The organism is Flavobacterium sp. HSC-32F16, from assembly GCF_024171645.1.
Classification (GTDB): domain Bacteria; phylum Bacteroidota; class Bacteroidia; order Flavobacteriales; family Flavobacteriaceae; genus Flavobacterium.
The window spans coordinates 202,134-216,445 of the sequence record NZ_JALKAC010000010.1 but is presented as its reverse complement, the minus strand read 5'-3'; the positions used below and the strand labels follow the sequence as shown (position 1 = coordinate 216,445).

The 14,312-nt window shown below is 31.5% G+C and carries 17 protein-coding genes and 1 tRNA gene; 9 read left to right on the top strand and 9 right to left on the bottom strand.

The window, feature by feature from the left end; genetic code table 11:
* Positions 1-119 precede the first annotated feature (119 nt).
* Positions 120-599: a hypothetical protein gene (locus L1276_RS22250; RefSeq protein WP_253791693.1), complete on the top strand. Its 480-nt coding sequence runs from the start codon at positions 120-122 to the stop codon at positions 597-599.
* A gap of 40 nt (positions 600-639) precedes the next feature.
* Here L1276_RS22250 and L1276_RS22245 read toward each other — a convergent pair whose 3' ends face one another.
* Positions 640-1,848, bottom strand: a complete 1,209-nt coding sequence (locus L1276_RS22245) for a PQQ-binding-like beta-propeller repeat protein (RefSeq protein WP_253791691.1) — start codon at positions 1,846-1,848, stop codon at positions 640-642.
* A 380-nt stretch (positions 1,849-2,228) separates the two neighbouring features.
* Between L1276_RS22245 and L1276_RS22240 the strand changes: the two genes are divergently transcribed.
* The 4 genes from L1276_RS22240 to L1276_RS22225 all read left to right on the top strand — a co-directional run bounded on the left by L1276_RS22240 (position 2,229) and on the right by L1276_RS22225 (position 4,811).
* A complete protein-coding gene (locus L1276_RS22240; RefSeq protein WP_253791689.1) occupies positions 2,229-2,420 on the top strand; it encodes a hypothetical protein in 192 nt (63 codons plus the stop codon).
* A complete protein-coding gene (locus L1276_RS22235) occupies positions 2,411-3,733 on the top strand; it encodes a serine hydrolase (RefSeq protein ID WP_371924218.1) in 1,323 nt (440 codons plus the stop codon). The genes L1276_RS22240 and L1276_RS22235 overlap by 10 nt, the downstream gene beginning before the upstream one ends.
* Before the next feature lie 75 nt (positions 3,734-3,808).
* On the top strand, positions 3,809-4,426 hold the full coding sequence (locus tag L1276_RS22230; protein ID WP_253791687.1) for a hypothetical protein: 618 nt from the start codon (positions 3,809-3,811) through the stop codon (positions 4,424-4,426).
* Positions 4,427-4,448: 22 nt separating this feature from the next.
* Positions 4,449-4,811 (top strand): hypothetical protein, encoded by a 363-nt coding sequence (locus tag L1276_RS22225; RefSeq protein WP_253791685.1) that lies wholly within the window; start codon positions 4,449-4,451, stop codon positions 4,809-4,811.
* Positions 4,812-4,891: 80 nt separating this feature from the next.
* On the opposite strand, the gene L1276_RS22220 is transcribed toward L1276_RS22225, so the two are convergent.
* Positions 4,892-5,929: a serine hydrolase gene (locus L1276_RS22220; RefSeq protein WP_253791683.1), complete on the bottom strand. Its 1,038-nt coding sequence runs from the start codon at positions 5,927-5,929 to the stop codon at positions 4,892-4,894.
* Positions 5,930-6,112: 183 nt separating this feature from the next.
* Here L1276_RS22220 and L1276_RS22215 point away from each other — a divergent pair, with 183 nt between their 5' ends.
* Both L1276_RS22215 and L1276_RS22210 read left to right on the top strand, forming a co-directional pair.
* Positions 6,113-6,475 (top strand): MerR family transcriptional regulator, encoded by a 363-nt coding sequence (locus L1276_RS22215; RefSeq protein ID WP_253791681.1) that lies wholly within the window; start codon positions 6,113-6,115, stop codon positions 6,473-6,475.
* A 294-nt stretch (positions 6,476-6,769) separates the two neighbouring features.
* The gene (locus L1276_RS22210; RefSeq protein WP_253791680.1) at positions 6,770-7,432 is read left to right on the top strand and encodes a DUF6090 family protein; all 663 of its coding nucleotides are present in this window, start codon (positions 6,770-6,772) and stop codon (positions 7,430-7,432) included.
* Positions 7,433-7,522: 90 nt separating this feature from the next.
* On the opposite strand, the gene L1276_RS22205 is transcribed toward L1276_RS22210, so the two are convergent.
* From L1276_RS22205 to L1276_RS22185, 5 genes are all read right to left on the bottom strand, one after another.
* Entirely contained in the window at positions 7,523-7,927 is a 405-nt protein-coding gene (locus tag L1276_RS22205; protein WP_253791679.1) for a helix-turn-helix domain-containing protein, read from the bottom strand.
* A 222-nt stretch (positions 7,928-8,149) separates the two neighbouring features.
* Positions 8,150-8,707 carry a hypothetical protein gene (locus tag L1276_RS22200; protein WP_253791678.1) on the bottom strand — a complete coding sequence of 186 codons (558 nt, stop codon included), beginning with the start codon at positions 8,705-8,707 and terminating at the stop codon, positions 8,150-8,152.
* Positions 8,708-9,036: 329 nt separating this feature from the next.
* Positions 9,037-9,384, bottom strand: coding sequence for a putative quinol monooxygenase (locus tag L1276_RS22195; RefSeq protein ID WP_253791676.1), 348 nt, complete (start codon positions 9,382-9,384; stop codon positions 9,037-9,039).
* A 106-nt stretch (positions 9,385-9,490) separates the two neighbouring features.
* On the bottom strand, positions 9,491-10,234 hold the full coding sequence (locus L1276_RS22190) for a carboxymuconolactone decarboxylase family protein (RefSeq protein ID WP_253791674.1): 744 nt from the start codon (positions 10,232-10,234) through the stop codon (positions 9,491-9,493).
* A gap of 9 nt (positions 10,235-10,243) precedes the next feature.
* On the bottom strand, positions 10,244-10,654 hold the full coding sequence (locus tag L1276_RS22185) for a cupin domain-containing protein (RefSeq protein WP_253791673.1): 411 nt from the start codon (positions 10,652-10,654) through the stop codon (positions 10,244-10,246).
* Positions 10,655-10,943: 289 nt separating this feature from the next.
* Between L1276_RS22185 and L1276_RS22180 the strand changes: the two genes are divergently transcribed.
* Positions 10,944-11,840, top strand: coding sequence for an AraC family transcriptional regulator (locus L1276_RS22180; RefSeq protein ID WP_253791671.1), 897 nt, complete (start codon positions 10,944-10,946; stop codon positions 11,838-11,840).
* Between the two features lie 164 nt (positions 11,841-12,004).
* Here the strand turns inward: L1276_RS22180 and L1276_RS22175 are convergent.
* A tRNA-Val gene (locus L1276_RS22175) sits at positions 12,005-12,082 on the bottom strand.
* Between the two features lie 181 nt (positions 12,083-12,263).
* Positions 12,264-13,487: a folylpolyglutamate synthase/dihydrofolate synthase family protein gene (locus L1276_RS22170; RefSeq protein ID WP_253791669.1), complete on the bottom strand. Its 1,224-nt coding sequence runs from the start codon at positions 13,485-13,487 to the stop codon at positions 12,264-12,266.
* Positions 13,488-13,618: 131 nt separating this feature from the next.
* Between L1276_RS22170 and L1276_RS22165 the strand changes: the two genes are divergently transcribed.
* On the top strand, positions 13,619-14,311 hold the full coding sequence (locus L1276_RS22165; RefSeq protein WP_253791667.1) for a MotA/TolQ/ExbB proton channel family protein: 693 nt from the start codon (positions 13,619-13,621) through the stop codon (positions 14,309-14,311).
* Position 14,312 lies beyond the last annotated feature (1 nt).

Below are 14,312 nucleotides of genomic sequence, written 5' to 3'. Positions count from 1 at the left end.
AAGCAATAGTACAGATGTTTTTTATGTTGATACGGATTTCAAGATAAGATTAAAATCGAATAACCTATATTCGCATTTGTATATAACAGAAAAGCCGAAATCAATTAAATAAGTTAAAAATGGGAGTTTATACCTATATAGGAGTTTACAAAAAAGATGAAAGTTATATTAAAAGTGAAAATTCTGTTTTAGGAATTTTTGAAGTCGGTTATGAAGAAAAGGATAAATTTAGACTCAGTGATTATTCAAAATCATTTTATGGAGGTATCAGATCATTAGATAAACTTAGATTTATTAATCTGGGACCAGCTTATGAAGTTTACGAGGATTATTTTGAGCTTTTTATGTTTTATGCTCTAGCTTCTGGTGAATATGGTGAAAATGCCGTAAATGTTAATGGTAAAGTATATAGTTTATTATTTGAGCCTTCAAGAGTGCTTAAAGGAATTACTATTTTGTTAGAGATAATTAATTATTTTGATGAGGAAGATTTGAAAGAATTGCAGCATTACAGCGAATTGGAAAACTTGAAGGAATTTAAGGAGATTTTGATAAAAGCGGTTGAAGGAAACTATTTGATTAGTTGTGCTACTACTTAATAATAAAAAATAAGCCGTCTAATTGAGACGGCTTATTTTTTTATCGAATTATTTTTAGATATGCGCTGTAAACATCGTCTTTAAGAGAAGTTCGCATATAATATAAATCTTCATCTTTGGTGCTTAAATCAAATTTAATTAAACCGGCATCACAATAATAAAAGATAGTATCATCAACCGGAAATTCGATATTTGAAATTGGCTGTGTGGTTAATTTTATTTCAGTTGCTATTTCACCATTTGTTATATCCAGTTGAAAAAGCTTTCCTTTTTTAGTATAACCCCAAATGTTATCGCTGTCCTCGGTGATATATTCTACATTATCATCTTTAAAATCCCTTTTCCAAATCTGTGTTCCTGTTTTTGAATCTACAGCGTATATAGAAGAAACGGTTTCACCTTGTGCTGCAAAATATATTTTTTGGTCTTTGCAAAAGATGCGTTCCTTTACATTGTATTGATTTTCATCTAATTTAAATTGCCATAAAACGTCTAGTTTATCTGGAGTTAAAGCAAAAAGCAGATTTTTTTCGTTTGCTGCAAATACATTTTCACCATCAGTTACAGGTTTACTGTGCATGCCTTCCTCAAAACTTTTCTGTCCTAAAACTTTTCCTGTGCCGGCATCAAAACTGTAAAGATTAGCGGCACTTGGAGCAAAAATTTTGTTATTGAAAGCCAATACCGGAACATCATTATTAGGAGTATCCAGTTTATAATTCCACGCTAAGCTTCCGTCTTTTGTATCAAGAGCATAAAGATTACTGCTTCCGTTTTGATTTTGAGCTGTTATATACAACTTTCCATTGCTTACAACCGGAACCTGATCTTTAAGAACAATTTGATCTGTAATATTACCCAACCTCGATTTCCAGAATACATCGCCGCTTTGGTTATCTACTGCATAAATTTCACCATTTATAAACGGAATATAAACCACTCCATTAGCTATTGTTACTTTATTGGCACACATTTCTGTAAAAGGAGTTGTTGCTTTTACAGTCCAGCCAATTTGCTCCGATTCTAAATCATAAGAAAAAAGAGAACCGTCGTAATCATAAATTAAAATTGAAGCTTCGTCTAAAGGAACTTTTTTTAGTGCACTTACAATCTTATTAGAAACTATCTCACTAGGCGGTAAAGCTTTATTGTTTGTATTCGCATTGGCAGGTTTTGGTGTTGCCGGCGCTTGCCCAAACATATTTATAACGGTAATTACAAATAAAAGAGTTATTAGTTTTGTTTTCATTTTTAAGATTTGGGTTTGATGATTTGATTTTCCTTTAGCAATAAGGCTGCCAAACAGATCAATATCAACGTCAAATATAATTAAAAATTATTATAGCTCTAAGAAGTTATAATCTCGCATGGATATGTTTATGGTATGATAACACAGTTTTATAATACACAATCCTGCCATTTTTGCGCTAAACAAATCATCAAATTCAATGAACGCTTTTTTAAATTCTCTGTAAGAAATATTTCTATATTTGTTAAAAGAACAAATGGAACGATATAAGACTTATCTCCTTAAATAAGTAAAATGAAATCTAGGTTTATCTCACATAGTAACAGGATCAGCCGTCATTTTATCTAATCAAAAAGGAATACTAACCAAAAACCGCTTTTATGAATAAAATAGAAAAAATAAATTTAATTATTCTGCTTTCTTTTTCCCTGACCCTTTTTGCACAAAATGCAAGTGATAAAATAAAATCGTTTGAAAATGATTTAAATCAATGGAATAAATCAAAAAATAAAAAATGGACCTTAAAAGAGAGAATGTCCTTTTATGAAGTTAATGCAGTAACATTGCTGTAATTAAAGATTACAAAGTAGAGTGGGTAAAAGCATACGGTTTAGCCGATGCTGGCGAAAAAAGACCGGCAACAACAGAAACACTTTTTCAGGCAGCATCGATAAGTAAATCTATCAATAGTCTGGGAATTTTAAAATTGGTTAAAGAAGGTAAACTAACCTTAAATGAGGATATAAATAATTACCTGAAAACATGGAAATTTCCTTATGACTCAATTTCAAAAGGAAAAAAAATAACTATAGCCAATTTATTGAGCCATACAGCCGGTTTATCTACCGGCGGTTTTGGCGGCTATCCAAAAGGAGCTGATTTACCCACAACAATCCAAACTCTCGACGGATTGAAACCTGCAAATTCAAATGCCGTAAGATCTATATTTGAACCGGGTTTAAAATTTCAATATTCAGGCGGCGGCACCACAATTTCCCAGCTTATTCTAGAAAATACAACGGGAGAAAAATATGAAGATTACATGTTGAAAAATGTTTTGATTCCGTTAGGGATGACCAATAGTTTTTTTAACCAGCCAGCTCCCAAAGATAAAGAATATTTATTAGCAACAGGTTACACCAATGGTATAGAAGTAAAAGGAAAATACCATATTTATCCGGAAAAAGCCGCTGCGGGGTTGTGGACAAATCCAACTGATTTATCAAAATATGTAATTGACACACAGTTATCATTGTCAGGAAAGTCTAATAAGGTACTATCTAAAGAGATATCTGAAAAAAGGCTGGAAAATCAACTGGGAGTTTTTATCAATAATTTTAATGGTGCAAGATATTTTAGACATAGCGGCGGTAACGAGGGTTTTGTATGTCATTATGTAGGAAGTTTTGAAGACGGAAACGGTGTTGTAGTAATGACAAATGGGCGAAACATAAAATTAGTAGAAGAAATTGTCTGCAGTATTGCCTACTTGAATAATTGGAAAAATTATCCATTACAAGCTCAAAAAGAATCAATTGCTTTAACAATAAGAAAAGAATGCAAAAAGAATATTGACAAAGGAATTGCGCTTTATTATAAACTTAAGAAAGAAAAAAGCAGTGATTATAATTTTTCAAACGAAAACGAATTGAATGAATTGGGGTATGAATTGTTGAGAGATCAGGAAATTGATGCTGCTTTAAAAATTTTCAGCTTGAATATAAATGAATTTCCTAAATCAGCTAATGCGTATGATAGTCGGGGAGAAGCTTTCTTTAACAAAAAAGAATATCAGCTTTCTAGAAATGATTATTCAAAAGTTTTAGAATTAGATCCGGCCAATCAAAATGCCAAACAAATGCTTTTAAAAATAGATGGCTATTAAAAAAATAAAAACTCTTTTTAATTGATTAAAAATTCGTGCCATTAGAATAAACAGAAAGAAAAATAAAGAATTATAATGCATTTAAGAGAAAAGCAAAAGCTAAAAAAAACAGAACAAAAGAAGTTTAAAAAGAAAGAGAAAAAACGGGAACAAATACATTACCTTCTTGTAATTCTGGCTATGATTTTCTGTATTGTAAACTTTACATTTTATGATGATAATACGATTGGACACGATGTAAGATATATTATTTATGTTTTTTGTCTGCCGTTGGTTATTGGAATACTGTTTTTTGGAATCTACAGAAGAGAATTTTTAATCAAGACCTATTTGAGTTTTAAAGAAACATATGCTAAAATTTATGTGATTGGATTTTATTTATTGCAAGGCATTATAGTTTCATATTTAAGTTTTGGACAAATTGCAAACGTAATGTGGAATTATATCAATAAAAAAGAAGCAGCAAAAAACAAAATAGAAATAATAAACTGCAATGTTACAGGGTTTTATACAAAAAAGAATCCGGACATTTCTTTTGAATTCAAAAACGAAACCGAAGTTTTTGAAGTTAATTCTGAAACCAATAGAAAAAATTACAATCGTAATCCAAAAGACTACCAATTAGAAATTACGGTTCAAAAAGGGATTTGGAATTACTATATAGTTAAACATTGGGAGCTAAAAAAGATTTGATAGCAGTCAAAAAAAGAAATACATGAACATTGTGATGAAATCGAAAAAGAAGGCGTTATCAATTTTATTAATTTCAATAATTGTTGTATTTGTATCGTTTCGTTACTACAATGATTTTAAATCCTATATTTTACTTAAAAATAATACTGCTAAAACAACGGGAATTATTGTTGACTATTATGAAATTGGTTTAAGCAGTTTCTATATGAAATATTCCTATACCGTTAATGGCCGCGTTTACACAAAAACAGTTAATCCGGATAAACTTTTTGATAATTGCGAAGACGACAAAAAATGCATTAATACTGAAATCTATATTTTATACTCCAAAAAAGAGCCGTCAATCAGTAAACCAATTTTAGATCCAGATATTGCAGATTTGTAATCCGTGCCGGTAACAGTAAGACTTTATGCTGATCTTCGAAAAGGAAAATAATCTTTGCGGGCACGAATTACAAATTCGCGTTATCGTATCATATTATAAGGCTTGTTGTCAACTATGGCTTGTATTGAATTGCTGATTTCTTCCAGATTATTTTGTTTGTTATTTGTCATTAAAATAATGGTTAAGTCAGGACTGCTGATTAATATCGCCTGATAATTAAAAGCTGCGCCATCATGTATATGATTGGTTACTTTTCCGTTTTCGATAGTTCCTCCGCCAAGACCAGTTTGATTATCTTTAGAAAAAGGTTCGAAAAGCTCACGAGTAGATTCTTGATTAATAACTTTAAAGGAATTAACGGCTTCAGACCATTTGTAAAAATCCTTTAAGTTTAAAGCCGTCCAGCCCGAAATATTATATTTAAGAACATCCTGTTTTCCTTTATCATTAAAAGATTTTGCAAGCAGAGGCTCTTTTTCATCAGGATCTACAACAGCATTTTTTATCCCAATAGGTTTCAATATTTTTTTTATTACAAATGAATTAAAATCCATATTGGTGATTTTCTCAATAATGCGTCTCTGTAAAAACACATTGTTGTTATTGTAATCATATTTTGTTCCCGGCTCAAAATCAAGTGTCAAGGTGTTTTGCAGATGTGCCATATTATCTGAATCCTGATTGACTTCGCTCCACTTTATTTGAGGCAGTCCGCTTGTGTATTGAAGCAGATTGATGATTTTTATTGTATTGGCCCAGGACGGAAGTTCTGGCAGAAATTTAGAAATGGGATCATCGAGCTTTAATTTCCCTTGTTCTTTCAGCATCATGATTCCAACTGCATTAAATTCTTTGGCAATTGAACCTATATGAAAACGATACTCTTTATTTAATGGAATGGTATTGCTTACGTCGGCTTTTCCAAAAGCCTTTTCGTATATGATTTTCCCGTTTTTGGCAACTAAAACATTTCCGTTAAAAGCTTTTGACTGAAGGGCTTTTTGAAATAAAACATCCAGTTCGGTTTCTGTTTTATTGGTTTGAGCGTAAAAATAATTACACGTTGTTAATGCGATTGCAAAAACTGTGATTTTGATTTTTTTGATGATGATGTCCATGTTGGAAGTTTTGATAAAAATAACAAAACTCCATTAGAAATAATTTTTATAGTGGTGTTTTATCATTCTGTTTATTCTTATTTCTTCTTCTTAAAGCTTTAAAAGTAAAAAGTTGGTATATTTGTAACAATAAAGTGTAGACTATACTCTATACTTTATTGTTTTCATTAAAAAAATAAAACGATGCTTATAAACGAATTATCAAAAAAAACAGGATTGACAATCCATACTATTAGATATTACGAGAATTTAGGAATGATCAAAGGATTGACTAACGAAAAGGTGCTGTCGAATAACTATAAACATTACGATGCCAATACTGTTGAGCGATTAGAAATCATTATAGAAGCAAGAGAAGTTGGGTTTACTTTAGCAGAAATAAAAAAAATATTGACCAGCTGGTTCGAAACAACAGATTCGAAACCGGAAACACTCGAGCTTTTTCAAGCTAAAATAAAAGAGATTGATGATAAAATGAAATATTTCAAACAGACCAAGAGCCTTCTTGAAAAAGTATGTGAGAAAATACAAAGTAATAATGATTGATCATTGAAAAATATTATTTTTTTATATCGTATGTAAGAAATTAATAAGAGATTTTGTAAATAATCTTATATTCGCTTTTAAATAAAAGTCGGGTACTAAGACGAAGGTATTTATTTAATCAAATTAACAATTTGCATGAATCGAATTAAATACCTGCTTAAAGAACAATGTCGATTTTGAACTCATAGAATTAATAGCGAACTAAATAAACTATAAAATAAGAACCAGAGTTAAATTACAACACTAATTATGCAAGAAGAAATAACGAAACATTCAAACAAAATTTATAAAACTGTGAAAAATTCAGAACATACATTGGGAGAAAAAGTAAAAGAAATAATAATAGAAATATTCATAATCGTTTTTGCAGTCACGCTTTCAATATGGCTGCACAGTTGGAGTGAGCACAGACACCAGCAAAAAGAAGTTTCTGTGTTTCTTGCTAATTTAAGGAATGATTTACAGAATGATGTAGAAAGTATAGACACAGAAGTGAAAGCATACCATAAGACAAACGTAGAGTACGAAAAAATTTTAGCATTAACGACTTTTCAACTTGACAGTATTTATAAGTCTAAAAGCAAAGTTAATTTCCCAATTCATTCACATGGACAAACATTGAATGTAGGCAATTATGAAGGTTTTAAGTCAAGCGGTAAAATTGGTTACATTGAAGACGAAAAATTAAAACAGAAAATCTTAACCTATTATCAAATATATGTACCAGCTGCTAACGACGTTGATAAAATGTACACTGATTTTTTGTTTAAGTGTTTTGATAAAGAAATAGAAAATGCAGATAAACCAGAAAAAGAATTATATTCAGATCCAAAATATAAAAAAACGCTCGAATATCTTGTTAAACTAGGCAGGAATAATATAAGGGTTTATAAAGAAAATACAAAACCACTCGCAGTTGAACTTATTAAAGAAATTGACAAAGAGCTGGGTAAATAAATAAGCGAACGAATAACCATCGTTTGAAAAAATAGTAAGCATAAAAAAACTCCATTAGAAATAATGGAGTTTTTTTATGCTTTTAAAAGGTTATTTTCCTTTTACTATTTTTTCGAGATATTCAACTTTATCTTTTTCGGCTTGGATTAAGCGTTCATAAAGTTTTTCTTTTTCTTGATAAAGTTCTACAACTTTATCAAGAGGATTAAAGCTAGGTTGAATATTAATTGCTGTTATTGTTGAGTTATCATGACTGCTAATAACATTTAATATGGTTTCATCGCTGTAATTTTTAATAGCTTCTGCAGTTACGCCAAGTGCTTTTGCAACTTCAGCCAATTTCGTATCATCAATAGTTTCGCTGTTTTCGATAATCGAAATTGATTGCTGATTTGTACCTAAAGCTTGTGCCAATGCTTCCTGCTTCATATCACGAAGTTCGCGAATACGGCTTATGTTTCTTCCAATGTGTTTTGGTCTTGATAGTGTGCTCATAATTCAAAGATAATAATTAAGTATAATAAACCGGAACTGTAAAAAACAGATTTTAAATGTATGTTACAGTTGTTCTTTGGGAGCGGTAAACAAAAATACAATTTTTCTGATAAGGATTTTGAAATTCTAGGTTTTGTATTTGAAACTGAATAGCAGGGATTGCAAATCTGTTTGAATTTACGGGAAAACGCTTAATTAAAAAGACTTTGCGTTTTCGCTTTATTATATTTCTTCATCGACATATTTCCAATATTCCATTCCATATTTTTTTCTCAATACATGATATTTTTTAATGTTAGTTGCGATGGCTTCAAAATCTTTTTTATTGCAGAAACCTAATTTTGTGTAAATTTTAGGTCTTGTATCTCCAAGAGTTTCTTCTTTATGTAATTTAAAAAGTATTTTTGGGATTTCATTTTCAAATTTAAGAACCAATAAATGCTTGTGTCCTTCATCAACAATATCGGTTGGTACCCAGCCTTCATATATTGATTGAGTTAAAATAAATTTTTCTAACACAAACTCATCCGGATTATCATAGTTAAATATGCAGTCAAATTCTTTATTTATCTTTAAGTCTGCGTAAGCGTACATGGTAAAGACAATTATTTCATTGCTTTTTCTTTTCCAAGTTATATATTTTTGATAGGATTCACTTTTATTACGATTTGTAAATCGTTTAATTATGTCATTTTGAGATAAATCAATTCCTTTGTCAGATAGATATGTGTCGCAAAATAAGTATCGTTGAGTTTGCGGGCAATCTTCTTCATTTCTCATATATAGTTTTTTTGTTAAACAAAGAGTCCTTGTGAATCCAAAAGTATGATATTAATAAATATTCTGCCAATCTTTGTCGATTTTCGATTGAGATTTCTCGTTCCTCGAAATGACAATACTTTGCATTTATTTAAATCAATAAAAAGTTATATAAGGAAAATAAAAAGCATCCTTAAATTTCTTAAGGAGTTTCTGGGTGGTCCTTAAGAACCTGTTTGCGAACCATTTTTTACAGGATTTAAAGAAACTTCAAAATTATAAAATACTACTTTGATGTTTTTTTAAAGATTATATCTCATCTTTTAATGGCGGTATTTCTAAAATTATTTTTATTCAATCATTTTCCTAAACAAGATTTTCATTGATTCTGGATCTATTGTATTCATGTCAACCAACTTTAATGATTTAACCATTTTAAGCGTCGTTGTTTTATATTTTTGAAAATGTAGTGTTTTTAAATGCGATTGATAAGCATGGTTGTCATTGTATATTTCGATTATTCTAACTTGAGTGGAATCATTTTTTTGATACATCGGAAAAATTGCCAATACACCAGGTTCCAATTTTACTGAAGCTGAAGATTCCTCTTTTAATATGGCTTTATATTCAGATAAATATTCAGGGTAAACTTCAATTTCTGAAAGACGAACCATCATGTCTTTTTTTTGAGCTGACATAGTACTGTAAGTTAAAAATATCGTTGCAGATATTAAATACACGAATAAACTATTTAGAGAATTACTCGGAGAATTATGAATTAAAGTTTTCATTTATAGCTTCAATTTAATTAATCTTTTTATTCATTTGAATGACCTTCTCTAAAACATTTTTCACAATTTCTGCCTGCTCTTTTCCAATTTGCTTTTCAATAATAGCACTCAATTCAATAATTTGTTCCTCTGTAATTCCTGTATTTAATCCCATCGAAATATGAGCCTGCAATTGCGGTTCTACACCTGACATTGCTGATAATATAGAAATAGTTACAAACTCACGCTGACGATAATTGAGTACGTCACGGCTAAAAATATCAGCAAATAAATGCTCTTTCAAAAAAACATCAATTACAGGTGCAAAAGCATTTGCGCCAGTTTTTGGGCCTTTTTCTTCTCGTCCTGTTAATTGCTGCAATGTTTCTTTTCCTACGCTGTATTTGTCATTTGCTGTGTTAATTGGAGATGCTTCTCTGCCCTGTAAATCAGTAATTCCATCCGCTTTTCTCTTTTCCAAAACTTCCATAAAAGCGTTAATTGCGTTTAGGCTTCTTGGAAAACCACAATACGCATAAAGCTGTACTAATGCTTCCTTAATCTCATTAACGGAAAGTCCAGAATCAAGACCTGTATTTAACTCTGTTTTTAGTTTTTGAATATTTCCTATGGCAGACAATGCACAAATACTTGCCATGCTTTGCTGATGGGCATTCAAATTGGTACTGCCTGTATTTTTATCTTGTGCGATCATGATATTGATATTTAATAAAAGAATGGCAAGCAAAAGCTTTCTGAAATTATTTGCTTCTTTCATTTTTTGAAATTATTTATTTGCCTCGGAATATTCCAGATCTGTCACTGGACTTAACCAAACGGCATTTACTTCTCCTTTGTAATTTGTAATAGCAATATGAACCATTTTCGAAGTTGCAGAAGCGCCATGCCAATGTTCTACATTTTCAGGTATATTGATTATATCTCCTTTTTTAATTGATTGTGCAGGTTTACCTTTTTCCTGATATAAACCCAGTCCTTCAGTAACTATTAAAACCTGGCCTTTCGGATGTGTATGCCAATTTGTTCTCGCTCCTGCTTCAAAGGTTACACTTCCTATTACGAAGTCGTTGTTTTTATCTTTTGCCAGTAATAATTGCAAATATGCATCTCCTGTAAAATATCCGTTTGTTAATTTTTCGCCTTTAGAAAAAAGGGATGAAGTGTTTTCTGTACTCATTTTTTGTTGAATTATTTTGTTATTACACGATGTCAGTATGATTATCGATATTAAAGTTAGTCTTTTCAGTATTCCTTTTATCATAAATTTCCCTTTTGTATTTTGAAGTATTCTAACCATAGAATTTATCCGGTAAATGATTATAAATAAACGCTAATGCAAATTTCGTCAGTATTCTTTTCTTTAAGGGTAGACAGAATACGGTTTTATTTACCACTTTTACTGATATTGTTTATAAGGCAAAATCAGTTGATATAGTTTCTTTAAATTTGTATAGTAATTTTTAATCATGGAAGAAGTTGAAAGAATAGATACTGTTAAGCAATACAACGATTCTGTCGGGGTTGATACCTTACATCCTTTAGTAAGCGTTGTTAATTTTGACGAAATACCAACTTATCAATATTTCCGAAGATACATGGGGGTTTATGCTGTTTTTCTTAAATATATAAACTGCGGCGACATGCGCTATGGATGCCAGCCTTATGATTATGAAGATGGAACTTTAGTTTTCATTGCACCTGGACAGGTTTACGGAATTGACAGCAAAGGAAAACTTATAAAACCTGCCGGAAGAGCGCTTGTATTTCATCCCGATTTAATTGTGGGAACACCACTTGGAAAACACATAAAAGAGTATTCTTTTTTTTCGTATGAAGTTAATGAAGCCCTTCACTTATCAAAAAAAGAAAGAGCAACAATAAATGATTGTTTAGAAAAGATTGCTGCCGAAATTGATTTAAATATCGACAAACACAGCAAAACATTAATCGTTTCAAATATTGAACTTTTCCTAAACTATTGTATGCGTTATTATGACCGCCAGTTTATCACCCGAAACAATGTAAACAGGGATATTTTGGTTCGTTTTGAAGATTTACTTAATGAATATTTCAATTCCGACTTACCAAGAAAGTTAGGATTGCCTAGTGTAACGTGGTGTGCAGAACAATTGCATTTGTCACCCAATTATTTTGGTGATTTAATTAAGAAAGAAACAGGAAATACAGCATTAGATTACATTCAGTCTAAACTTATTGACGAAGCCAAGGTTAAAATATTTGATCCTTTTAAATCAATAAATGAAATTGCAGATGAACTGGGATTTAAATACCAGCAGCACTTTACTCGCCTTTTTAAACAAAAAACAGGAATGACACCAAATGAATATAAAAACGCAAATTAAAGAAGTTTGCAATTTTGGCATATTGTAGTAAAAGTTATCAGCGAAGAGCCTTGCGATGTTCAAATCAATTTTTACGGTAAATACAGGTGTAGAGAAAACGAAGCAAATTTTTTCAAACCATAAAAAAACCTCTAAATCAAAAGACTTTAGAGGTTGATTAAAAATGGTGGGCGATGAGGGGTTCGAACCCCCGACCCCCTCGGTGTAAACGAGGTGCTCTGAACCAGCTGAGCTAATCGCCCTGTTTTACTAGGTTGCTATCGTTTGTGATTGCGAGTGCAAATATACGCTTGTTTTTGAGTTCTGCAAAGAAAATCGAATAAAAAATAAAACTTTTTTTAAAATAAATTCTATCTCGCTGTTTATGAATTTGTTAAAAAATCGGTTTTTTTAGACTTTTTTCTAAGATTTAAGTTTTGATAGTTACAAAGGCAATTCGGCAACGACAAAAGTGCTTCCGCCAACATAAATAAAATCATTTTTTGAGGCATTCTGTTTGGCTTTCGCGAAAGCGCTTTCAACCGAATCATATTTCTCTCCAATTAAATTAAATTTCTCAGCCGCATTTTGAAGCGTTTCAGTCGGCAAACCTCTTGCCGAATTTGGACTGCAAAAATAGTATTGCGCCTCTTTTGGGAAAAGTGGTAAAATAGAATCCAGATCTTTATCATTCACCAAGCCCAGAACAATATGCAGTTTTTCGTATTTTTCATTTTGAAGCTGATTCATAACAACAGCTAATCCGTGTTTGTTGTGTGCCGTATCGCATACAATTTTTGGGTTTTCGCCCAATTGCTGCCATCTTCCCTGTAATCCTGTATTTTTTACAACATTCAATAAACCTTCTTTTAATTGCTCAGTCGAAACTTTAAAACGGGTTTCGTTATTCAAAATTGAAATCGTCTGCTGAACCGTTTTTTTATTATGAAACTGATAATCACCAATTAAGTCAGACAAATAAATTTGATCAATTAAATCTGAGGCGAAAGAAATCGGCGCATTGTTTGCTTCGGCTTTAGCCAAGAATACAGGCTGCGTTTCCGGAGTATATTCGCCAATAACAACCGGAACATTTGGTTTAATAATTCCTGCTTTTTCGCCTGCAATGGCTTCAAGTGTATTTCCTAAAAACTGAGTATGGTCTAAACCAATATTGGTAATTACCGAAACCAAAGGCGTAATAATATTCGTTGCGTCCAGTCTTCCGCCCAAACCAACTTCGATAATCGCGATATCTGTTTTTTCTGCGACAAAATAATCAAAAGCCAAACCAACCGACATTTCGAAGAAACTCATATCATTGGCTTCAAAGAAATCTTTGTGTTTCGAGATAAACTCACAAACAAAGTCTTCAGAGATTTCCTGACCGTTTACTTTTATTCTTTCTCTAAAATCTTTTAAGTGCGGCGACGTGTACAAACCTACTTTATAACCCGCTTCCTGCAAAACCGAAGCCAGCATGTGCGATGTTGATCCTTTTCCGTTCGTTCCCGCAACGTGAATCGTTTGTAATTTCTTTTCCGGATTACCAAGATGTCCTGCCAGTAACTTAATGTTAGTCAGGTCTTCTTTGTATGCCGAAGCACCCTGAAGCTGATACATTGGTAATTGATTAAACATCCAGTTTGTTGTTTCCTGATAGTTCATTTTATTTGGATAAAATAGTGTGTAATTGAAATAATTTTCAGTTTTTTTAGTTTAATATTACAATGAAAATTATCTTTATTGCAAAATTGAAATATTTTTTAGAATTAATTATTAAAAACCAGAATTAAAATATGTTTAGCTACATTCAATTACAAGCTGATACTCTCGCAAACGCATCAAACGTAGTGATCGAAAAAATTGCACCAGAAACTGAAATCTCTGTTTTAGGATTTATCTTAAAAGGAGGTTTTTTCTTAATACCAATCGCGCTTTTATTATTCTATACCATTTACGTAATTTTTGAGCGTTACCTGTATATCCAGAAAGCTTCACGAATTGATGCAAGGTTAATGCAGGATGTAGGCGATAAATTACATGCCGGAAACATTGAATTAGCAAGAACAATTGTAGAAAGAAACGATACTGCTGTTGGAAATATTCTAAAAGAGGGTGTTTTGGTTATTGGAAGACCAATTGCCGAAATCGAATCTAACATGGACCGTGCCGCCGATATTGAAATTGGCGAAATGGAAAGACGTTTAGGGCATTTAGGACTTATCGCAGGTATTGCGCCAACACTTGGTTTTATTGGAACAATTTCTGGGGTTATTAAAATTTTCTACAGTATTTCGGTTACAGAAAATATCAGTATCGGAAATATCTCCGGAGGTTTATACGAAAAAATGATCAGTTCCGGTTCCGGGCTTATCGTGGGAATTATCGCTTATAGCGCTTACCACTTACTGAACGGAAAAATTGATGATTTTGCTTTAAAAATTCAGAAACAGATATTAGAATTTGTAAACATAATTCAAAGATCATAAG